At 67.3% G+C, this 21,130-nt stretch carries 18 protein-coding genes; 4 read left to right on the forward strand and 14 right to left on the reverse strand.

Features of this window, described 5'->3' with window-relative positions; genetic code table 11:
* Position 1 precedes the first annotated feature (1 nt).
* From murC to LQZ87_RS08580, 11 genes are all read right to left on the reverse strand, one after another.
* On the reverse strand, positions 2–1,402 hold the full coding sequence (gene murC / locus LQZ87_RS08530) for a UDP-N-acetylmuramate--L-alanine ligase (protein ID WP_230103038.1): 1,401 nt from the start codon (positions 1,400–1,402) through the stop codon (positions 2–4).
* A gap of 26 nt (positions 1,403–1,428) precedes the next feature.
* Positions 1,429–2,508: a UDP-N-acetylglucosamine--N-acetylmuramyl-(pentapeptide) pyrophosphoryl-undecaprenol N-acetylglucosamine transferase gene (locus tag LQZ87_RS08535; RefSeq protein ID WP_230103039.1), complete on the reverse strand. Its 1,080-nt coding sequence runs from the start codon at positions 2,506–2,508 to the stop codon at positions 1,429–1,431.
* Positions 2,505–3,683, reverse strand: a complete 1,179-nt coding sequence (gene ftsW, locus LQZ87_RS08540; RefSeq protein ID WP_230103040.1) for a putative lipid II flippase FtsW — start codon at positions 3,681–3,683, stop codon at positions 2,505–2,507. The genes LQZ87_RS08535 and ftsW overlap by 4 nt, the downstream gene beginning before the upstream one ends.
* Complete coding sequence (gene murD, locus LQZ87_RS08545; RefSeq protein WP_230103041.1) at positions 3,652–5,199, reverse strand: UDP-N-acetylmuramoyl-L-alanine--D-glutamate ligase; 1,548 nt, start codon at positions 5,197–5,199, stop codon at positions 3,652–3,654. The genes ftsW and murD overlap by 32 nt, the downstream gene beginning before the upstream one ends.
* A 13-nt stretch (positions 5,200–5,212) precedes the next feature.
* Positions 5,213–6,322 (reverse strand): phospho-N-acetylmuramoyl-pentapeptide-transferase, encoded by a 1,110-nt coding sequence (gene mraY, locus LQZ87_RS08550; RefSeq protein ID WP_230103042.1) that lies wholly within the window; start codon positions 6,320–6,322, stop codon positions 5,213–5,215.
* Positions 6,319–7,731: a UDP-N-acetylmuramoyl-tripeptide--D-alanyl-D-alanine ligase gene (gene murF, locus LQZ87_RS08555; protein WP_230103043.1), complete on the reverse strand. Its 1,413-nt coding sequence runs from the start codon at positions 7,729–7,731 to the stop codon at positions 6,319–6,321. Before murF ends, mraY begins: the two co-directional genes overlap by 4 nt.
* Positions 7,732–7,759: 28 nt before the next feature.
* Positions 7,760–9,541: a penicillin-binding protein 2 gene (locus LQZ87_RS08560; protein WP_230103044.1), complete on the reverse strand. Its 1,782-nt coding sequence runs from the start codon at positions 9,539–9,541 to the stop codon at positions 7,760–7,762.
* Between the two features lie 39 nt (positions 9,542–9,580).
* Positions 9,581–10,153 carry a hypothetical protein gene (locus LQZ87_RS08565; RefSeq protein ID WP_230103045.1) on the reverse strand — a complete coding sequence of 191 codons (573 nt, stop codon included), beginning with the start codon at positions 10,151–10,153 and terminating at the stop codon, positions 9,581–9,583.
* Complete coding sequence (gene rsmH / locus LQZ87_RS08570; RefSeq protein ID WP_230103046.1) at positions 10,150–11,088, reverse strand: 16S rRNA (cytosine(1402)-N(4))-methyltransferase RsmH; 939 nt, start codon at positions 11,086–11,088, stop codon at positions 10,150–10,152. Before rsmH ends, LQZ87_RS08565 begins: the two co-directional genes overlap by 4 nt.
* 99 nt (positions 11,089–11,187) lie before the next feature.
* Entirely contained in the window at positions 11,188–11,619 is a 432-nt protein-coding gene (mraZ, locus tag LQZ87_RS08575) for a division/cell wall cluster transcriptional repressor MraZ (protein WP_230103047.1), read from the reverse strand.
* 282 nt (positions 11,620–11,901) lie between these two features.
* Positions 11,902–12,294, reverse strand: coding sequence for a DUF3040 domain-containing protein (locus LQZ87_RS08580; RefSeq protein WP_230103048.1), 393 nt, complete (start codon positions 12,292–12,294; stop codon positions 11,902–11,904).
* Positions 12,295–12,423: 129 nt separating this feature from the next.
* Between LQZ87_RS08580 and LQZ87_RS08585 the strand changes: the two genes are divergently transcribed.
* Positions 12,424–13,470, forward strand: a complete 1,047-nt coding sequence (locus LQZ87_RS08585) for a polyprenyl synthetase family protein (protein WP_230103132.1) — start codon at positions 12,424–12,426, stop codon at positions 13,468–13,470.
* 19 nt (positions 13,471–13,489) lie between these two features.
* Here LQZ87_RS08585 and LQZ87_RS08590 read toward each other — a convergent pair whose 3' ends face one another.
* Positions 13,490–13,837: an Rv2175c family DNA-binding protein gene (locus LQZ87_RS08590; protein ID WP_230103049.1), complete on the reverse strand. Its 348-nt coding sequence runs from the start codon at positions 13,835–13,837 to the stop codon at positions 13,490–13,492.
* Positions 13,838–13,983: 146 nt separating this feature from the next.
* Between LQZ87_RS08590 and LQZ87_RS08595 the strand changes: the two genes are divergently transcribed.
* Positions 13,984–15,018 (forward strand): LysM domain-containing protein, encoded by a 1,035-nt coding sequence (locus LQZ87_RS08595; protein ID WP_230103050.1) that lies wholly within the window; start codon positions 13,984–13,986, stop codon positions 15,016–15,018.
* A gap of 63 nt (positions 15,019–15,081) precedes the next feature.
* Positions 15,082–17,022: a Stk1 family PASTA domain-containing Ser/Thr kinase gene (gene pknB / locus LQZ87_RS08600; protein WP_230103051.1), complete on the forward strand. Its 1,941-nt coding sequence runs from the start codon at positions 15,082–15,084 to the stop codon at positions 17,020–17,022.
* 38 nt (positions 17,023–17,060) lie between these two features.
* Here the strand turns inward: pknB and LQZ87_RS08605 are convergent, their stop codons facing one another.
* Together LQZ87_RS08605 and LQZ87_RS08610 are read right to left on the reverse strand one after the other, a co-directional pair.
* Complete coding sequence (locus LQZ87_RS08605; protein ID WP_230103052.1) at positions 17,061–18,392, reverse strand: class II 3-deoxy-7-phosphoheptulonate synthase; 1,332 nt, start codon at positions 18,390–18,392, stop codon at positions 17,061–17,063.
* A gap of 38 nt (positions 18,393–18,430) precedes the next feature.
* Complete coding sequence (locus LQZ87_RS08610; RefSeq protein WP_230103053.1) at positions 18,431–19,117, reverse strand: lysophospholipid acyltransferase family protein; 687 nt, start codon at positions 19,115–19,117, stop codon at positions 18,431–18,433.
* Between the two features lie 180 nt (positions 19,118–19,297).
* Between LQZ87_RS08610 and LQZ87_RS08615 the strand changes: the two genes are divergently transcribed.
* Positions 19,298–21,124 carry a long-chain fatty acid--CoA ligase gene (locus LQZ87_RS08615; protein WP_230103054.1) on the forward strand — a complete coding sequence of 609 codons (1,827 nt, stop codon included), beginning with the start codon at positions 19,298–19,300 and terminating at the stop codon, positions 21,122–21,124.
* Positions 21,125–21,130 lie beyond the last annotated feature (6 nt).

Consider the following 21,130-nt stretch of genomic DNA (forward strand, 5'->3'; position numbering starts at 1 on the left):
GTCAGCCTTCTGCGCTCTGTCGGAGCGAATCGAGCACCTGCGGGATCATCAGGTAGACATTGCCGCATCCGAGAGTGATGACGTAGTCGCCGTCTCGGGCGATGGATGCCGTGTAGTCCGCAGCCTGCTGCCAGTCGGGCACGTAGTGAACGTTGCTCTGATCGGAGAAAGCGCCGCTGACGAGCTCGCCGGTCACGCCGGGCACCGGGTCCTCACGCGCGCCGTACACATCGAGCATCACGGTGTGATCCGCGTATGTCTCGAGGACCTCGGCGAACTCGCGGAACATGTGCTGCGTGCGGGAGTACGTGTGCGGCTGCTGGATCGCGATGATGCGCCCGTCCCCCACGACTCCGCGTGCGGCCTCGAGGGCGGCCTTCACCTCGGTCGGGTGGTGCGCGTAGTCGTCGAAGACGCTCACGCCTCGCTCCACCCCGTGCAGCTCGAATCGGCGAACGGTCCCGGAGAACCCCTCCACCGCGCGGACCGCATCGGATAGGTCGTATCCGAGCGACATCAGGACCGCGACTGCCCCAGCGGCGTTGATGGCGTTGTGGACGCCGGGTACGGCGAGCTGCATGCGCTCGCTGTCGTCGCCGCGTGTGACGGTGGCCGCGACGGGGCCGGAGGTCGCGACCTCGGTCAGCCGGACATCGGCATCGTCTGCCGTGCCGAAGGTGATCACGTTCGGGTGCGACAGCCCGGCTTTGACGCGCAGGGCGCCGGGGTCGTCGCTCGAGATCACGACAGCCTCTCCTGCCGCGTCGGCGAAGCGGATGAAGGCGTCGTGGAAGGCCTCGTCCGATCCGAAGTGATCCAGATGGTCGGGGTCGACGTTGGTGATCAGGGCGATCGCGGTGTCGTAGAGCAGGAAGGTCCCATCGGACTCATCCGCCTCGACGATGAAGAGCTCGTCGGCGCCGGAGGCGCTCGACATGCCGAGCTGCTCGATGACACCGCCGTTGACGAAGTTCGGGTCTGCGCCGAGAGCCTGGAGCGCCGTGACGATCATGCCGGTCGACGTCGTCTTGCCGTGGGCCCCTGCCACCGAGACGAGGCGGCGGCCGCCGATCAGCCAGTGCAGCGCCTGGGAGCGGTGGATCACGTGGAGTCCGCGTTCCTTGGCCGTGACGAACTCGGGGTTCTCGGGCCAGATCGCACCGGTGTGCACGACGGTGTCGGCATCGCCCAGATACGCGGCGTCGTGACCGACATGCACGGTCGCGCCGGCGGCGGCGAGGGCACGGAGGTTGTCGCTGTCGGCGCGGTCGGATCCCGAGACGCGGATGCCGGCGTCGAGGAACATCTTCGCCAGGCCGCTCATGCCTGAGCCGCCGATGCCGATGAAGTGCGCGACGGAGATCGACTCGGGGATCGGGAGCGAGAGGTCAGGTCTGATCATGTCGGATCCATCCTAATTCGCGGTGCTCAAGCACCGGCGCGGAGCGCGCGGTCGATCATCGCGATGACGTTCTCGGTTCCGGTACGGGTGCCGACGTTCTCGGCGGCAGCGGCGATGGCGGAGATGCGGTCGCGGTCGGCGAGCAGCGGGATCACGTCTGCGCGCACGGTGTCACCCGTGAACGTTCGATCGTCGAGCAGGATCGCAGCGCCTGCGGCGACCGCCGATGCCGCGTTGAGTCGCTGTTCGCCGTTGCCCACCGCGTAGGGCACGTACACGGCGGGGATGCCGAGCGCGCTGATCTCGCTCACGGTCGCAGATCCCGCACGGGAGAGGATGAGATCCGCCAGTGAGAACGCCAGATCCATGCGGTCGACGTACCGCCGCATCGTGTACCCGGGGACCTGCGGATCGACGAGCTCGCTCCGCTCGCCGGTGATGTGCAGCAGCTGCCAGCCGGCGGCGAGCACATCGCCCCAGGAGTCCGCGAGAGCCTCGTTGAGTCGCTGCGCGCCGAGCGAGCCTCCGAACGCGAGGAGCACCGGCCGCGTGGCATCCAGCCCGAACGCCTCGGCGGCCTCGGCCCTGTGCGCGGCGCGGTCGAGCGCGACGATCTCGCGGCGCAACGGCATGCCGACCACTTCGCTGTTCTTGAGCGGGGTTCCGGCGAAGGCGACGCCCACGCCTGCGGCAGCGCCGGTTCCCAGCCGGTTCGCGAGCCCCGGTCTCGCGTTCGCCTCGTGGACGACGAACGGCACGTTCTCGCGGCGCGCCGCGATGTAGGCAGGAGCGGACGCGTAGCCGCCGAAGCCGACCACGACGTCGATGTCACGTGCGCGGATGTGCTGGCGCACCTGTCGCACGGCACGTCCGAACCTGGCGGGGAACCCGATGGCCTGACTGTTCGGGCGCCGCGGGAAGGGCACCTTGTCGACGATGAGCAGCTCGTATCCGCGCTGGGGCACCAGTCGCGCCTCCAGCCCCTCCTTCGTGCCGAGGACGAGGACGGCGGCATCGGGCTCGCGCTCGCGCAGCCCGTCGGCCACGGCGAGCAGGGGGTTCACATGACCGGCGGTGCCTCCGCCGGCGAGAAGGTACGAGGTCACTTCGCGACCCTACCCCGTTCAGTTGCGGGAATCGTGCGAGCGAACGCCAGCAGCACACCGCAGGCGAGGAGCACGGCGAGAAGGGCGGTACCGCCCTGCGACATGAACGGCAGCGGCACGCCCATGACAGGGAACACACCGATCACGACGCCGATGTTGATGAGGGCCTGGCCGAGGATCCAGACGGTGATCCCACCGGTCGCGACGCGGATGAACGGGTCGCTCGTCTTGCGCATGATGTGGAAGGCGCCGACCGCGAAGAACGTGAACAGCGCGAGGACGACGACGCAGCCGATGAGTCCGAGCTCCTCGCCGACGATGGCGAACACGAAGTCGTTCGCCGCTGCCGGCAGCCAGCCGTACTTCTCCTGCGAGTTGCCGAGGCCGAGCCCGAAGATGCCGCCGTTCGCCATCCCCCACACCGCGTGGATGGACTGATAGCAGTCGTGCTCGTAGTTGCTCATGTCCGAGCACACGGCGGTGATGCGGCGCATGCGGTCGGGGCTGACGACAGCGAGAGCGATGACGCCGACGATGCCCAGAAGCACGGGGAGGATGAACAGCCGCAGCTTGACCCCGGCGAAGAACAGGCAGCCGAGCAGGATCAGCACGAGGACCATCGCCGTGCCGAGATCGTTTCCTGCGATGACAGTGCCGATCGCGAGCACGGCGACCGGGACGACGGGGATGAACACGTGGTGCCAGATGGCCAGCCGTGTGCGCTTGCGCAGTAGCACGTAGGCGATCCACAGCGCGAGGGCCAGCTTGAGGAACTCGGAGGGCTGCATCGATACGAAGCCGAGGTCGATCCAGTTGCGGTTACCGGCATCCTCGATGCCGAGAGGCGTGAAGACCAGCAACTGCATCAGCGTCGCGAGGATCAGCGCCGGCCACGCCATCTTCTTCAGGAAGCCGATGGGCAGCCTGCTCACCAGGAACATCAGCGGGATGCCGAGGACGGCGAACATGGCCTGCTTCAGCGCCGTGTCCATGACGCCGGACTCCGTCGCGCTGGTCGCCGAGATGACCATGACGATCCCGAAGACCGTCAGAAGCAGCGCAGTGGATGCGATGAGCAGGAACTCGCTGGACGGCGGCGTGAAGATGCGGCCGAGTGAGACGCGTGCGGCGAGTCCCCGTGATTCAGTGCGCTGAGGGCGAGCCACCTGTGTCATCGGCGCTCCCCCTGTCGGTCCCAGTGCTGTCGATCCACGTGCGCACCGCGTCGGCGAAGCGGTGGCCACGATCCGCGTAGCCGGTGAACTGGTCGAAGGATGCTGCGGCCGGGGCCAGCAGCACTGTGGTCCCGTCCGTCGCGATCTCCGCGGCGAGTTCCACCACCCGAGTCATGACGTCTTCAGTCTCACCAGTGGAAACCTCATACACCGGCACGTCGGGCGCGTGTCGCGTGAATGCGGTGAGGATGGCTTCGCGCTCGACGCCGATGACCAGTGCAGCGCTGGCTGTGCGGCCGCCATCTGCAACCAGATCCGACAGATCGACGCCCTTGAGATCGCCGCCGACGATCCACACGGCGCCGGGGTGGGCACGCAGCGACGAGGCCGCGGCGTGCGGATTCGTCGCCTTGGAGTCATCCACCCAGGTGATGCCGGCGTGACGGGCGACGACCTGGATGCGGTGCTCGTCGAGGCGGAACCCGTCGAGCGCCCTGCCGATGGCCTCTGGCGCTGTGCCGAGGGCGCGTGCCAGCGCGCTTGCGGCGAGGATGTTCTGCACGATGTGCGGAGCGGACAGACCGGCCCGCTCGAGGTCGGCCATGGTCGTGAGTTCGAGAGCGCTGTTGCGACGATCGTCGAGGAAGGCGCGGTCGGCGAGGATGCCGTCGACGACCCCGAGGTCGCTGGGACCAGGCACGCCGAGGTCGAAGCCGATGGCGCGGGCGCCATCGATGACGTCGGCGTCCTCGACCATCTCGCGGGTCGCGATGTCGGCCTTGTTGTACACGCAGGCGACACGGGTGTTCCGGTACACGAACGCCTTCGCGGCGCGGTACGCGTCGGCGCTGCCGTGCCAGACGAGGTGGTCGTCGGCGAGGTTCAGGCACACGGCGGAATGCGGCACCAGTTGTCCGGCCGGCGCGCTCTGGCCGATGTACCAGAGCTGATGGCTCGACAGCTCGACCACGAGGACGTCGAACCCGGCTGGATCCCGCACCGCATCCAGCACGGGGATGCCGATGTTGCCGCACGGTGCTGCACGCAGGCCGCCCTCGACGAGGAGCGTCGCGGTGAGTTGTGTGGTCGTGGTCTTGCCGTTGGTGCCGGTGATGAGCACCCAGTCAGCCGGGGTGCCGTCGGAGCGGACGACCTTGTCGCGCACACGCCAGGCGAGTTCGACGTCGCCCCAGAGCGGGATCCCGGCATCCTGCGTCCACCGGATCAGCGGATGCGACGGGGCGAACCCGGGGGACGCGATGACGACCTCCGGCGCGAAGTCGATGAGCTCCTTCGGCGCGGCGTCGAGCGTCTCGAGAACAAGGGTGGCGCCGATGACTGGCACGAGCCGTTCGTACTCCTCGGAGGCCGATTCGGAGAGAACGAGGACCTCGGCGCCGAGCTCGGTGAGCGTGTCGGCGGTCGAGAAGCCGGTCACAGACATCCCGAGGACGGCGACCCGCAGGCCCGTCCAGTCGGAATGCCAGCTGGTGAGGGAATCCAGTCGTTCGGTCACTTCGTGCACCCAGTCATGCCAGCGTGAGCCATTCGACGTAGAACAGTCCGATCGCTGCCACCGAGAGAAGTCCGGCGATGATCCACAGGCGCACGACGATCGTCACCTCGGGCCAGCCGCGCATCTCGAGGTGGTGGTGGAACGGGCTCATCAGGAACAGCCGCTTGCCGCGGGTGAGCTTGAAGTAGGTGCGCTGCAGGATCACCGAGCCGGACGAGAGCACGAAGATGCCGGCGATCACGAAGAGCAGCAGTTCGGTGCGGGTGAGGATCGCCATGGCGGTGATGACACCGCCGATCGCCATCGAGCCGACGTCGCCCATGAACACCTTGGCTTTGGGCGCGTTCCACCACAGGAACCCGACGAGTCCCGCGGCGAACGATGCCGCGACGATCGCGAGGTTGAACGGGTCGCTCACTTCGTAGCAGGCGTCCAAAGCGTCCTGCGCGACTCCGGTTCCTGCGCAGGACTGCTTGAACTGCCAGAACGCGATGAGGCTGTAAGCGCTCACGACGAAGACGCCGGCACCAGCGGCGAGCCCGTCGAGTCCGTCGGTGAGGTTCACACTGTTGGAGGTGGCGATGCCGATGACCGCGATCCAGACCAGATACAGGATCCAACCGATGATCACACCGAACGCGAACAGGTTGAGCCAGGTGATGTCCCGGAACAGCGAGACGTAGCCGCTGGCGAAGGTCTGACCGAACTGGTTCTCTGCGCTCAGAGCGACGACGCCGAACGGGATCATGACGACGAGCTGGCCGATGACCTTGCGCCAGCCGGAGAGCCCCAGGCTGCGTTGCGAGCGCACCTTCATGTAGTCGTCGATGAAGCCGACCGCGCCGAAGCCCACCATCAGCCAGAGCACGAGGATGGCCGACAGCGAAGGCGTGCTGCCCCCGGCGATCGTGCCGGTGAAGTATCCGACGATCGTGCCGACGATGAAGATGACGCCGCCCATGGTCGGGGTGCCGCGTTTTGCGCCGTGACTGGGGTTCGCGATGTCTTCGGGGGTGCGGATGACCTGCCCCCAGCCCCAGCGGCGGAACAGCCGGAGGAAGACGGGAGTCAGGAAGAGTGTGAAGGCGAGCGATATGGCGGCCGCCATGAGGAGTGATCTCACGAGAACAATTCTCCCAGACGATCGCCGAGATGCCGGAGCCCGACGGAATTGGACGATTTCACGAGCACGCGATCGCCGTCGCGCAGCTCGGTCTTCAAGTACTCGAAAGCGGCATCCTGATCCGGCAGATGGATGGCTTCGCTGTCCCACGATCCCTCGCCGACGGCAGAAAGGTACAGGCGACGCGCTTCGGGACCGACGACGACGATGCGTCTGATGTTCAGCCGCACGGCGAGCAGCCCGATCCTGTCGTGCTCCTCCCCCGCGGTCTCACCGAGTTCGCTCATCGCACCGAGGACGGCGACCGTGCGTTCTTCGGGACCGGTGATCTGGGCGAGCGTTCGCAGGGCGGCGGCCATCGAATCAGGGCTGGCGTTGTACGCGTCGTTGATGATCCGGACGCGGTCGTTGCCCATCGGCTGCATCCGCCACCGCTCGGCTACCTCGACGGTCTCGAGTCGCGCGATCGCGTCGGCTGCGGAGACGCCGAGAGCGCCGGCGGCCGTGATCGCGGCCAGCGCGTTGCTGATGTGGTGGGCGCCGAGCACCTTCAGGTGGAGCGGGAGATCCCGGCCGTCTGCGGTGATGGTCGCTCGAGTGCCGTCTGCGGCGACCTGCACGTCGGATGCTCGCACCGTTGCCGTCTCGCTCTGCCCGAATCCGAGCACGGTCATCCCGCGGCTCTCGGCCGCATCGGCCATCGCCGCGACCCGCGGGTCATCGACGTTCAGCACCGCCGTGCCGTCGGCGCGGGATGCCGTGACGAGCTCGGCCTTGGCCTTCGCCGTGGCCTCGATCCCGCCGAATCCACCGGCATGGGCCATTCCGACCATGAGCACGACCGCGACATCCGGTTCGACGAGGCCTGCGAGCTTGGCGATGCTCCCCGGCGCAGCCGCGCCGAACTCGCTCACGAGATACTTCGTGTTCTCGGTCACGCGCAGCATCGTCACCGGAGCGCCGACCTCGTTGTTGTACGAGTTGATAGGCGACACGGTCTCGCCGTCGTCCTGCAGGATGCGGGCGAGGAAGTTCTTGGTCGTCGTCTTGCCGTTCGATCCGGTGATGCCGACGATCTTCAGCATCCCGCCCTCACGAACGCGCGCGACGACGGCGCTGGCCAGCGCTCCCAGCGCTTCGACGACATCCGCCACGACGATCTGCGAGACCGCGTCGTCGACCATGTGCTCGACGATGGCGAGACGTGCTCCGTTCGCGACGGCCGCCCCCACGAAGCGGTGCCCGTCGGTCTCGGCGCCGGGCTTGGCGACGAAGATGCCGCTCTGGCTCATGTTTCGCGAGTCGGTGTCGACGACTCCGTCCACGACGGTCTCGGCGGCGTCGGAGCCCGCGAGGTGGAGATCGCCGCCGGTGATGGATGCGATCTCGGCGAACGACAGGGCGATCATGACATCTCCATGCGCGGCGTGAAGCCGGCTACTTGAACTTGGGCAGCGGGTCGTCCATCGGCTCCGTCGAGGGCGAGACGCGGTAGGTCTTCAAGACCTGCGTCATGGCCTTCTGGAAGGCGGATGCGGTGGCTGCGGACGATGTAATCCTAGTCGGCTGGTCGAGGGTGACGACGACGACGTACTGCGGATCGTCGATCGGAGCGATGCCGACCATGCTCGTGTAGTAGACGCCCTTCTTGAGTCCGCCCTTGCCGTCGGAGATCTCTGCCGTACCGGTCTTGATGCCGATGCGGTAGCCGGGGACCTTGATCTGATCGGCGAGGCCGCCCTGTACGGCGACGTTCTCGAGCATGCGCTGCAGCTGGGATGCCGTGCTCTTCTTGATGATCTGCTCATGGCCGGGGGCGTCAGGGGTGACGACGGTGCCGTCTTCGTACGTGCACGACTCGATGAGCGAGAGGTCGATCTTCTCGCCGCCGTTGCCGATCGCCTGGTAGACGTTGGCCAGCTGGGGCGCGGTGACCGTGTAGTGCTGCCCGAAGGTCGTGGTGTAGAGCGACTGCGCGTCCCACTCGGACACCGGGTGGATCACACCTGTCGCCTCGCGGGGGAAGTCGATGGTCTTCTGCCCGACCCCGAATTTCTTCAGGTAGTCGTAACGCACCTGCGGGTCGACCATCGTGCCGAACTTCGACAGTGCGACGTTCGACGAGTCGATGAGGGCACCGGCGAGTGTGTACTGGTAGGCGCCGTGCACGAAGGCGTCGTTGATGACGGCGCCGTTGGGGAACTTCTCGTGCCCGGCTGCGGTCACCGTCGTGTTCATGTCGACGGCACCCGAGTCGAGCAGGGCGGCTGAGGTGACGGCCTTGAATGTCGAACCGGGCTCGAAGGTGTTGCCGAAGACCTTGGTGCCCCAGTCATCCGGGGACGAGGCGTCCAGATCGTTCGGGTCGAGCGCCGGCCACTCGGCCGCCGCCCGGATCTTGCCCGTCTTGATCTCGACGACGGTGACCGTGCCCGACTGCGCCTTCTGCTTCTGCGCCTCCTCGGCGATCATCTGCTGCAGATACCAGTTCAGGTCGCTGTTGATCGTCAGCTGCACCGTGCCGCCGTCGACGGCATCCACGGTGCGCTCGCTTCCGGGAATCGTCACGCCGTCCTTGCCGCGCAGGTACGTGCGCTCACCGCTCGTCGGCGCGAGGCACTTGCTCTCCATCTGCTCGATGCCCGCCTTGCCCTCGCCGGCCGAGTTCATGTACCCGACGACGTTCCCGGCGACGGCGCCGTTCGGATAGACGCGGGTCTCACGCGGCTTGGCGTAGACGTAGAGAAGGCCGAGGTCACGGAGCTCGAGGTACTTCTCGGTGCTCAATCCGTTCGCCAGCTGGTAGTACTGCGAGCTCGCGTCCTTCTCGAGGTTCGCGGCGACGGCGGAGCGGAGCTCCTCAGGGTCCTGCCCGATGATCGCGGCGATCTTGTCCGACGCCTCTGCCCACGGCACCTTCGGCGGGTTCTTGGCATCGTCCTCGAGCTTCTGCATCAGACTCGGGCTGAGCTGAGCGTCGTAGACCTTCACGCTCGACGCGAGAGTGATGCCGTTCTGATCGACGATCGAGCCCCGGTCGCCGTAGATGGTGTCAGTGCTTCCGAGCTGACCGACGTGCAGGGAGTCCTCGACGTGGTCGTTGGCGCTCACGACCTGGATATCGACCAGACGCACCACGAACGCCGAGAGGACGGCGAGGATCACGGCGAGGGCGACGACGGTCCGGCGGCGCGGGCCGCGCGTTGCTCGAGTGGTCATGCGGCTCTCTCCGTGTCCTTGTCAGCGGTCGTGTCGATATCAGCGGGTGGTGGGGCTGGGAAGGCCGTCGGTGATCGCCGGCGGCAGATCCGGGTCCTTCTTCGTGCTCGCGTCGGCCTTCTCCTCGGCCGCGGCCTCCTTGGCGTCATCCTCGAGGAGGGCGTTGTGCACGGCGCCGGCTCCGGTCGGATTCACCGTTGAGCTCCAGCTCGCCTCGGAGTTCGCGCCGATCACTGCGGAGTCGCTCAGCCGCAGGTACGACGCGGGGCCGGCCACGACGAGACCGAGGTGATCGGCCTTCGTGGCCAGCAGCTGCGGCGACGAGATGCCGGCGAGATCGTCGTGGAGGGCGCTGGCCTGAAGATCCAGTTCGCGCTGCTGCGACGTCAGGTCGGCGAGGACGAACGAGTCGTTGGTGATCGCGAGCGAGAGTCCGATCTGCGCGGCGGCGATCAACGCCGCACCCGACACGGCGACGAGCGCGTAGGCGAGCTTGGGACGCCGTGCGCGGGACGGCGCCGTGACGCTGGTGAGTCTGCGTCCTGGTCGTGCGGGACTCGGCGTCTGCGGCTGGGTCTGCGGCAGCACGGCTGCTGCGGTGGCGCGGCTCATGCGGCCTCCCTCAATCGCTCGGCGGCGCGCAGGCGCACCGGGATGGCACGCGGGTTGCGCTGCTTCTCTTCTTCGCTGGCAAGCTCGGCGCCCTTCGTCAGCGTGCGGAACCGCGGTGCGTGTTCCGGCAGCTCGACGGGGAGTCCGGCCGGGGCGGTGGATGCGGATGCCGCCGCGAACGCCTGCTTGACGAGGCGATCCTCCAGCGACTGATAGCTCATGACGACGATGCGGCCGCCGACGGCCAGGGCGTCCATCGCCGCGGGGATGGCATCGGCGAGCACGCTGAGCTCGGAGTTGACCTCGATGCGCAGCGCCTGGAACACCCGCTTGGCCGGATGGCCCGCGCGCTGAGCTGCGGCCGGTGTCGCCGCCTGGAGCAGGTCGACGAGGTCCTGCGATCGCACGAGGGGCTTGTCGTCGCGAGCCTGCACGATGAACCGCGCATAGCGCGCTGCCAGCTTCTCTTCGCCGTAGCGCTCGAAGATGCGGCGGAGGTTGCCTTCGCTGTAGGTCGCGAGGACCTCAGCGGCGGTGACGCCCTTCGTCTGGTCCATGCGCATGTCGAGCGGAGCGTCCTTGGAGTACGCGAAACCGCGATCCGCCTCGTCGAGCTGGAGGGACGAGACGCCGAGGTCCATGAGGATGGCCGATGCGCCGTGGGCGTGCAGCCCGATCTCGTCGTAGACCGTGTGGACGAGGGTGACGCGGTCGGCGAAACGCTCGAGCCGCTGACCGGCGATGCGGAGGGCGTCGGTGTCACGGTCGAGGCCGATCAGCCGGATGCCGGGGAACCGCTCCAGCAGCGCCTCGGAGTGACCGCCCATGCCGAGCGTCGCGTCGACCACGATGGCGCCGTCGTGCGCGAGCGCGGGCGCCATCAGCTCGATGCAGCGCTCGAGCATGACGGGGGTGTGGATGTCACGGAGGTTCATGATCGTTTCCGGAGACCTGGGCCCTGATCCCCCTCCGCTTCTCGACCCGGCACCGGGGAAGTGTGTCGGGGCGGGAGCGGCGGGGCATCACAGCCGAGGTCAGAAGAGTCCGGGAATCACCTCCTGCTCCAGTTCTGAGTAGTTGTCCTCGCCTGCGGCGAGATAGTCGTTCCATGCAGCGGCATCCCAGATCTCGGCGTGAGCGCCGACGCCCGTGACGATGAGCTCCTTCTCGAGCCCTGCGTACTGCCGGAGGTGACCGGGGATGGTGATGCGGTTCTGGCTGTCCGGCATCTCGGCGCTCGCCCCCGAAAGGAACATGCGCAGAAAGTCACGGGCCTGCTTGTTGCTGAGCGGCGCTTGCCGGATCCGCTCGTGCATGGCCTCGAACTCGGCCGTGCTGAACACGTAGAGGCACCGCTCCTGACCACGGGTGACGACGATGCCGCCGCCGAGGTCCTCGCGGAACTTGGCCGGAAGGATGACCCGGCCTTTGTCGTCGAGCTTCGGTGAATGCGTTCCCAGCAACATCGGCCATCACCCCCTCTACGTCCGGCCAACTCGAGGTGAGCCCCACTTTACTCCACTTTCCTCCACATTCATATGGAGGATCGCGAAAAGAATGCCGTTTCCACGGATCGGTCGCGCGCTCCCCCGCGTGATTCCGGGGCTCACACCCCTGAAGCGCGAGTGGAGGGCAGTGGAGCGCCAGTGGAGGGAATCCACCTGGAAACGCAAAAAGACCCGGATGCGAATGCATCCGGGTCTGTGAAGTGGAGGTCCGTGGAGTGGAGGCCTCTGGAATCGATCGGGTCAGTGACCGTCTTGGCGTCGATCCCAGCGGTCGTTCATGCGATCCATGAAGGATGACGAATTCTGCGGCGTCTTCGGCGAGGACTCGGTCTTGGGCGAACGGCCGGCGTCGTTGCGACGCACCGGGGTGACTGCGAGTATGACGCCGGCGAGCATCGCCGCGAATCCCACGACGCCGACGACGATGCTGACGACGGGGCCGAGCTGGCTGCCCAGGGCGACGCCGGCGACGAGAGCGCCGATGCCGACGAGCAGCAGGACGGCGCCGTAGACGAGATTGCGGTAGCTGAGCGTGCGGTCACCAGACGGCGCGCTGACTATGTCGGCGTCGTTGTGAAGGAGATGACGTTCCATCTCATCGAGCAGACGCTGCTCCTGTTCAGACAGTGGCATGACGCCCCCCTCGGGTAAGTGTCCTCCAGTTTACGCTCAGCGGAACGACTGAGGCTAGGTTTCCGCTGAGAACCTAAGCTGATTATCGTGCCCCTCTCCAGCCAAGTCCAGCAGGCCGTCCTCACCAGTCTGGATCGCTTCGCCGCCGACGTACGCGCAGAGTCGGCGGAGTACGGGCCGGATGCCCCTCTCTTCATCGAGTCGGCGGTCCAGACCCTGCAGGGCGGTAAGCGTCTGCGCGCACGGTTCTGCCACGCCGGGTGGAGCGCGGTGGCCCGCTTCGCGGACCGGGATGCCACGGAGACCGACGCACTCTGGGACCTGTGCGCCGCGCTGGAGATCTTCCAGTCGGCAGCGCTCGTGCACGACGACCTCATCGACAACTCCGACACCAGACGCGGCAGGCCGGCCGCGCATCGCGCGCTCCAGGCGCAGCACGTCGAGCGCGTCTGGAATGGCGATGCCGAGGGCTTCGGCCGGTCGGCGGCCATCCTGCTCGGTGACCTGCTGATCTCGTGGAGCGACGATCTGCTCGAGCGAGCGCTCGCGGGGCATCCGAATTCCGCTGACGTGCGCAGCGCGTACGCCCGTATGCGCCGCGACGTGACGACGGGGCAGTTCCTCGACATCGCCGAGGAGTCCGCCTGGCGGGTGAACCCCGACGACGAGCACGCGGAGCGCGCGTTGCGCGTCGTCTCGCTGAAGTCAGCCAGGTACAGCATCGAGCAACCGCTCGCGCTGGGCGCGGCTCTGGCAGGCGGGGATGCCGCTCAGCAGGACGCGCTCCGCGCGTTCGGGCATCCCATCGGCATGGCGTTCCAGCTGCGAGACGACGTCCTCGGCGTCTTCGGCGATGAATCGGTCACCGGAAAACCGACGGGAGACGACCTGCGCGAGGGGAAGCGGACGGTCCTTATCGCTCTCACCCGTGAGAACCTCGACAGCTCCGCCCGTCGCGTGCTCGACGATCTGCTCGGAGACCCCGAGCTCACAGCCGCACAGGTCGCCGCCCTGCAGGCGAAGATCATCGATTCGGGCGCCCTTGAGCGTGTCGAGACGATGATCCGCGACTACAGTGTGCAGGCCGACCGGGCTCTGACGGCCGCGCGGCTCGACAACGCATCGGTGAGCAACCTCCGCGAACTCGCGCGAGCGGCCACCGTGCGCACCGCCTGAGCCGCGCGGCTGCCCGAATTCAGGCCAGCGCTCGCGCCACCCGGCGCACGGCGCTCTTGTGGCCGTCCAGGAGCGCGGCGATCGGCGTACGCCCGAGTTCCTCGTCTTCGGCGAGCAGCCAGTCGATGATCTCGTCATCCGAGAATCCGGCATCCGCCAGCACGATGATCGTGCCTCGCAACGAGGCCAGCGGTCGACCGTCGACGATGAAGATACCAGGAACCGCGAACGCGCCGTTGCGCGTCGACCCGATCAGGTGCTGCTCCGCGATGAGGCGGCGGACACGACCGAGCGGCTCCCCCAGAACCTCGACGAGGTCGGGTGTGGTCAGCCATTCACCGGAGATTTCAACTGCTTCGTCAGACACGTTTCGACTATCTCACCTCGGCCACGACAACGCACATCGTCACGTCTGTCACACCTTTCACTTGCATCACTTTGGTTGACATCCCTTTACATCCGTGTCAGCGTTTCTTGAGTCTGACTAGGGGGGAAACCTTGAGACTCACAACAATGTCGAACCGCAGGCGATACACCCAGATCGGCGTACCGGCCGCGATGCTGGGCGTGCTGGCAGGGCCGCTCGCTGTCGCTCCCGCCCAGGCCGCGGCCCCTGCGGAGTCAGCGCCTGCGTCACTGCAGGCCCGCGCCGGAGTCGTCCTCCATGTGGAGAAGACCGTGCGCCCCGTCGCCACGGCCGCACGGCCCGCCTCGTATACCGTCCAGTCCGGCGACACGATCGCCGGCATCGCCCAGCGCTTCGGGCTCGCCACTCCCGACGTGCTGAAGTGGAACGGCCTCGGCTGGCGGACGGTCATCTACCCTGGCCAGAAGGTCGTTCTCACCGCCCCCGTCGCCGCGACGGCTGCGGCGCCCGCCGCCAAGCCTGCGGCACCGGCACCGGCCGCGCAGGCCGCTGCCTCGCACGAGGTCGTCGCTGGCGACACGATCTTCGCCATCGCGCAGAAGCACGGCACGTCCGTGGACGCCGTCCTCGCGGCGAACGGGCTGAGCCGCGACTCCATCATCTACCCCGGTCAGACGCTCCGTGTCGCAGCCAAGGCGGCATCCGCCCCGAAGCCGGCCGCAGCCGCAGCTCCCGCGTCCGTGCCCACGCCGTCGGTGGCATCCACGTCCGCCGAGCTCAACGGTCTCCAGGCCGAGAACGTCCGTCTCATCATCCGGATCGGGCGCGAACTCGGCGTTTCCGACCGGGGCATCGCCATCGCGCTGGGCACCTCCATGGTCGAAGCGTGGCTCCGCAATCTCGAGTGGGGCGATCGCGACTCGCTCGGCCTCTTCCAGCAGCGCCCGAGCACCGGCTGGGGTGAGCCCGATCAGATCATGAACCGCGATCACAGCATCCGCGCGTTCTTCCTCGGCACATCCAACGCCGACGGCACGACGACGCGCGGCCTGCTGGACATCCCCGGCTGGGAGAAGATGTCCTTCGCCGACGCTGCGCAGGCCGTCCAGATCTCCGCGTACCCGGATCGGTACGCGAAATGGGAGGACGCGGCGTACACGTGGCTCGCGCTCTACGGGTGATTCCCCGCCCGAAAGGGTGAGGCGCTCCCCGGGCTTTCAGCCAGTTCTCCATAGAATCTGTACGTGACGACCAATCAGCAGGCCGACGCCCTCATCGGGCGGCTTGTCGACGGTCGGTACCGGGTTCGGGCCCGGATCGCACGCGGCGGAATGGCCACGGTGTACGTGGCCACCGATCTGCGACTCGAGCGGCGCATCGCCCTCAAGGTCATGCACGGCCACCTCAGCGACGATGCGGTGTTCCAGAGCCGCTTCATCCAGGAGGCCAGGGCGGCAGCTCGACTGGCCGACCCCCATGTCGTCAACGTGTTCGATCAGGGGCAGGACGGCGAACTCGCCTACCTCGTCATGGAGTACCTGCCGGGGATCACGCTGCGCGAACTCCTCCGCGAGCAGAAGCGCCTGACGATCCCGCAGACGATCTCGATCATGGACGCGATCCTCTCCGGACTGGCTGCGGCTCACAAGGCCGGAATCGTCCACCGCGACGTCAAACCCGAGAACGTGCTGCTCGCAGAGGACGGCCGGATCAAGATCGGCGACTTCGGACTCGCGCGGGCGACCACGGCGAACACCGCGACCGGCCAGCAGCTGCTGGGCACGATCGCCTATCTCGCTCCCGAACTCGTGACCAGAGGCACGGCTGACGCGCGAAGCGACATCTACGCGCTCGGCATCATGCTGTACGAGATGCTCGTCGGTGAGCAGCCGTACAAGGGCGAGCAGCCGATGCAGATCGCCTTCCAGCACGCGACGGAGTCGGTCCCCCGCCCCAGCGTCCGCAACCCGGGCGTGCCGGAGCAGCTCGACGAGCTCGTGCTGTGGTCGACCGAGAAGTCGCCCGATGAGCGACCGGATGACGCGCAGCAGATGCTCGACCGGCTCCGCGAGATCGAGCGCGACCTGGGCATCTCTCCCGCTCCTGCGGCGAACACCACGCCGCTGCGAACGCAACGGGACTCGGGCGACCTCACCAAGGTCATGCCGTCGACCATGGTCATCGACCCGGTCACGAGTCCGGTCGCCGCTCAGCCCGTCGACAATGCGACGCTTCTGCGTCGGCGGACGTCGAAGCGCCGCGCCCGCGGAGCCTTCCTGCTCGCGCTGGTGATGCTGCTCGCGGTGCTCGCCGGCGGTGTCGGATGGTGGTTCGGGTCCGGCCCCGGCTCGCTGATCGCCGTGCCGTCCGTCGCCGGAATGACGTACGAGAAGGCAGCGGGCGCGCTCGAGGCCGAGGGCTTCGTGCCCGTCCAGGCCGATGAGAGCTCTATCGATGTCGATCCGGGGCTCGCGATCCGCACCGATCCGGGCGAAGGAGCGCGCGAGGACAAGGGCACCGAGGTGACCGTATTCGTCTCGACCGGGCCGGCTCCGCGCACCATCGAGACGCTCAACGGCAAGACGGTGAACGAGGCGAAGGCCTACCTCGACGAGCTCGGCCTCACGACCTCCGATGACATGCTGATGCTGTACTCCGACGCCGAGAACGACGTCGTCATCAACGCCAGCATCACCCCGCGCGCGGGTGGCGACAATGTCGCCTGCGGTGACGGGTGCGAGGTGCACGAGGCCGACACAGCCAACCTCACCGTGTCGCTCGGCGGGTTGCCCGATGTGGTCGGCAAGACCGCGAGCGAGGCGGCGAACCTGCTCGGCGAGAAGCAGATCAAGACGACGACCGTCGAGGAGTACAGCAACGACGTCGAAGAGGGGCGCGTGATCCGCACGGGCGAGCGCTCGGAGCCGGGCAACTGGCGCCCCGGGGACACGATGGCCCTGGTGGTCTCGCTCGGGCCGCAGCTGTTCGAGGTGCCCGACGTCAAGGGGATGACTCGCGACGAGGCCGCTCAGACGCTTCGGGATGCCGGATTCGAACCCACATGGAGCGCACTGTGGACTCCGTTCCCGAACGACTTCACCGAGGTCACGGGCATGGATCCGGCGGCCGGCTCGATGCAGCGCGCCGGCACGCAGGTGAACTTCAACATCCGCAGCAGTCTCTGACTCTGAGCCCGCACACGGCCGGCACTCCGATGCCGGAGTCAGCGCTTCTCGAGCTCCTCAGCCACGAGGAAAGCGAGCTCCAGGCTCTGCATGTGGTTCAGGCGCGGGTCGCAGAGGCTCTCGTAGCGGGTCGCGAGGGCGGCCTCGTCGATCCGCTCCGAGCCGCCCAGGCACTCGGTGACGTCGTCGCCGGTGAGTTCGACGTGGATGCCGCCGGGGAATGTCCCCACCGCCCGGTGAGCCTCGAAGAACCCGCGCACCTCGTCGACGACGTCGTCGAATCGACGCGTCTTGTATCCGGTCGGCGTGGTGATGCCGTTGCCGTGCATGGGGTCGGTGACCCACAGCGGCTGCGCGCCGGAGTCGCGGACGGCCTCGAGCAGCGGCGGCAGCGCGTCGCGGATCTTGCCCGCACCCATGCGGGTGATGAAGGTCAGGCGGCCAGGCTCGCGGTTCGGGTCGAGCTTGTCGATCAGCGCGAGCGCGGTCTCGGGCGTCGTGGTCGGGCCGAGCTTGACGCCGATGGGGTTGCGGATCTTCGAGAAGTAGTCGACGTGCGCGCCGTCGAGGTCGCGTGTGCGCTCACCGATCCACAGGAAGTGCGCCGAGGTGTTGTACGGCGTGTTCGTGCGGGAGTCGATGCGGGTCATCGGGTGCTCGTAGTCCATGAGCAGGCCCTCGTGGCCGGTGAAGAACTCGACGCGCTTGAGCTCGTCGAAGTCGGCGCCGGCGGCCTCCATGAACTTGATGGCTCGGTCGATCTCGGCTGCCATGCGCTCGTAGCGCTGGTTGGCCGGGTTCTGCGCGAAGCCCTTGTTCCAGGAGTGCACCTCCCGCAGATCCGCGAAGCCGCCCTGCGTGAACGCGCGGATGAGGTTCAGCGTGGATGCCGCGGTGTGATAGCCCTGCAGCAGTCGGCCGGGGTCTGCCTGCCGAGAGCCCTCGGTGAAGTCGTAGCCGTTGACGATGTCACCGCGGTACGCGGGAAGCGTGACGTCGCCGCGGGTCTCGTTGTCGCTCGAGCGCGGCTTGGCGAACTGCCCGGCCATGCGCCCCATCTTCACGATCGGCATCGAGGCGCCGTACGTGAGGACGACCGCCATCTGCAGCACGGTCTTGATGCGATTGCGGATCTGCTCGGCGGTCGCACCGGCGAACGTCTCGGCGCAGTCCCCGCCCTGGAGCAGGAACGCCCCACCGGATGCTGCGCGCGCCAATCGATCGCGGAGGTTGTCGACCTCACCGGCGAACACCAGGGGCGGGAGTGCGGCTATCTGCTTCGAGATGTCGGCCACGCGCTCGGCATCCGGCCATGACGGCTGCTGCTTGATCGGGAGGTCGCGCCAGGTGTCGAGGTCGTGCTGAGGCATCTCCCCAGCTTAGCGGCGCGAGGTTCGGCGTTCGGCCGTCATGACGGCCGCGGCATCCGGTCCTTGACCGACGAGGCGTACACGTCGTCGTACTCCTGCTCTCCGAGCCGCTGGAGGGCGACCATGATCTCGTCGGTGACGGACCGGAGGATATAACGATCGTTCTCCATACCGGCGTACCGGGAGAAGTCGAGGGGCTCGCCGATGACGATCCCGACGCGCACGACGCGCGGGATGCTGCGGCCGATGGGCATCGCTGTGTCGGTGTCGACCATGACCACGGGGATCACCGGCACCTTGGCCTCGAGCGCCATGCGTGCGAGCCCGGTGCGACCGCGGTACAGCTTGCCGTCGGGGCTGCGGGTGCCCTCGGGGTAGATCCCGAGCAGATCGCCGCCGCCGAGGACCTGCAGTCCGGTGTTCAACGAAGCTTCTGAAGCCTTGCCCCCTGATCGATCGATCGGGATCTGACCGGTCGCCTTCATGAACTGCTTCGTCGCCCAGCCCTTGATGCCGCGCCCGGTGAAGTAATCGCTCTTGGCCAGGAAGGACATCGGGCGATCGATCAGCAACGGCAGGAAGATCGAGTCGGAGACCGAGAGGTGGTTGCTCGCCAGGATCGCGGCACCGGTCCTGGGCACGTTGCTTCGCCCCACGATCCACGGGCGGAACACGCCCTTCACGATGGGGCCGATCACCACGTACTTCATCAGCCAGTAGAACATCGTTTGGAAGTCTATCGCCGGGGGTCATCGCCGACCATCGCCGCGCGCGGCGGACCCACAGCACGCATGCGACTGAGTCTCACTTGATACGCTACTGAATACCAAAATCCGCCGGGTCAGCACGCCCGTGTGCCCTAGACTCAGGGAAAGCCGTGCCCGACCGGTACCGAAGGAGTTGCCGTGGTTCAATTCGAAGTCCCCGCGATCGTCCCAGCCGACCCCGAGGCGAACATCACCGACCTTCTGGTGAAGCGCGTCGAGGCCACACCCGACCTCGCCCTGTTCTCCGTACCAGACGGTGACGCATGGCGCGATATCACCGCCGCCGATTTCCAGACCGCCGTCATCGCCCTGGCCAAGGGCTTCGTCGCAGCAGGCATCCAGCCCGGCGAGAAGGTCGGATTCCTCGCTCGCACGACCTACGAGTGGACGCTCGTCGACTTCGCCCTGTTCTATGCAGGCGCCGTGATGGTGCCGATCTACGAGACCAGCTCCCCCGCCCAGATCCAGTGGATCCTCGAGGACTCGGGTGCCAACGCCCTTCTGGTGGAGTCCGCCGACCACTTCGCGAAGTTCGACGAGGTACGCGGTGACCTGCCGCTCGTGCGCGAGGTCTGGCAGCTGCACCTGGGCGCGATCGACACGCTCACCGCCGCCGGCACCGGTGTCGAGGATGCTGAGATCGAGCGCCGCCGCAACCTCGCGGTCGGCTCCGACATCGCGACGCTCATCTACACCTCCGGCTCGACCGGACGCCCCAAGGGCTGCGTGCTCACGCACAGCAACTTCGTCGAGCTGACCCGCAACTCTGCGAAGTCCCTCGACAAGGTCGTGCAGACCAAGGGTGCGTCGACCGTGCTGTTCATCACGACCGCGCACGTGTTCGCGCGCTTCATCTCGCTGCTCAACGTGCACGCGGGTGTTCGCACCGGCCACCAGCCCGACACCAAGCAGCTGCTGTCGGCACTCGGCACCTTCAAGCCGACCTTCCTCCTCGCGGTTCCCCGCGTTTTCGAGAAGGTCTACAACTCCGCCGAGCAGAAGGCTGAGGCCGGCGGCAAGGGCAAGATCTTCCGCGCTGCCGCCGCCGCGGCGATCGAGCACTCCCGTCTGCTCGAAGAGGGCAAGAAGATCCCGTTCGGGCTGAAGATCAAATTCGCGCTCTTCGACAAACTCGTCTACGGAAAGCTGCGCGACGCGATGGGCGGCAACATCCAGTACGCCGTCTCCGGCTCCGCTCCGCTCGGCCCGCGCCTCGGGCACTTCTTCCACAGCCTCGGCGTGGTCATCCTCGAGGGCTACGGCTTGACCGAGACGACGGCCCCCGCGACGGTCAACCTCGCCGACAAGTCCAAGATCGGCACCGTCGGTCCCGCGCTCCCCGGCGTCGGCGTCCGTCTCGCCGAGGACGGCGAGATCGAGGTCAAGGGCATCAACGTGTTCAAGGAGTACTGGAACAACCCCGAGGCCACGGCCGAGGCGTTCCACGACGGCTGGTTCCGCACGGGCGACATCGGCAGCTTCGACTCCGAGGGCTTCCTCACGGTCACCGGGCGCAAGAAGGAGATCATCGTCACGGCCGGCGGCAAGAACGTCGCCCCAGCCGCGCTCGAGGACCCGATCCGCGCCAATCCGATCGTCGGTCAGGTCGTCGTGGTCGGAGACCAGAAGCCGTTCATCTCGGCGCTGATCACCCTCGACCCCGAGATGCTCCCGACGTGGCTCGGCAACAACGGTCTGTCCGCTGATATGTCCCTGGCGGATGCCTCGACCAACGAGGCCGTTCGCGCCGAGGTGCAGCGGGCGGTCGATATCGCGAACAAGAACGTCTCGCGCGCCGAGTCGATCCGCAAGTTCACGATCCTCGACTCCGAGTGGACAGAGGCGAGCGGTCACCTGACGCCGAAGATGTCGATCAAGCGCAACGTGATCATGTCGGACTTCGCCGACCAGGTCTCCGCGATCTACGACGAGCCGGTGAAGACGACCAACGTGCCGCTCGGCTGAGGCGCT

It is taken from the genome of Microbacterium sp. Bi121 (genome assembly GCF_918698005.1).
Classification (GTDB): Bacteria; Actinomycetota; Actinomycetes; order Actinomycetales; family Microbacteriaceae; genus Microbacterium.

Bases quoted from the DNA above. Each gene is read 5' to 3' on its own strand.
- murC (WP_230103038.1), bottom strand. From the start codon at position 1,402: ATGATCAGACCTGACCTCTCGCTCCCGATCCCCGAGTCGATCTCCGTC.
- ftsW (WP_230103040.1), bottom strand. From the start codon at position 3,683: ATGACACAGGTGGCTCGCCCTCAGCGCACTGAATCACGGGGACTCGCC.
- murF (WP_230103043.1), bottom strand. From the start codon at position 7,731: ATGATCGCCCTGTCGTTCGCCGAGATCGCATCCATCACCGGCGGCGAT.
- LQZ87_RS08560 (WP_230103044.1), bottom strand. From the start codon at position 9,541: ATGACCACTCGAGCAACGCGCGGCCCGCGCCGCCGGACCGTCGTCGCC.
- LQZ87_RS08565 (WP_230103045.1), bottom strand. From the start codon at position 10,153: ATGAGCCGCGCCACCGCAGCAGCCGTGCTGCCGCAGACCCAGCCGCAG.
- rsmH (WP_230103046.1), bottom strand. From the start codon at position 11,088: ATGAACCTCCGTGACATCCACACCCCCGTCATGCTCGAGCGCTGCATC.
- mraZ (WP_230103047.1), bottom strand. From the start codon at position 11,619: ATGTTGCTGGGAACGCATTCACCGAAGCTCGACGACAAAGGCCGGGTC.
- LQZ87_RS08580 (WP_230103048.1), bottom strand. From the start codon at position 12,294: ATGCCACTGTCTGAACAGGAGCAGCGTCTGCTCGATGAGATGGAACGT.
- LQZ87_RS08595 (WP_230103050.1), top strand. From the start codon at position 13,984: ATGTCGAACCGCAGGCGATACACCCAGATCGGCGTACCGGCCGCGATG.
- LQZ87_RS08605 (WP_230103052.1), bottom strand. From the start codon at position 18,392: ATGCCTCAGCACGACCTCGACACCTGGCGCGACCTCCCGATCAAGCAG.
- LQZ87_RS08610 (WP_230103053.1), bottom strand. From the start codon at position 19,117: ATGTTCTACTGGCTGATGAAGTACGTGGTGATCGGCCCCATCGTGAAG.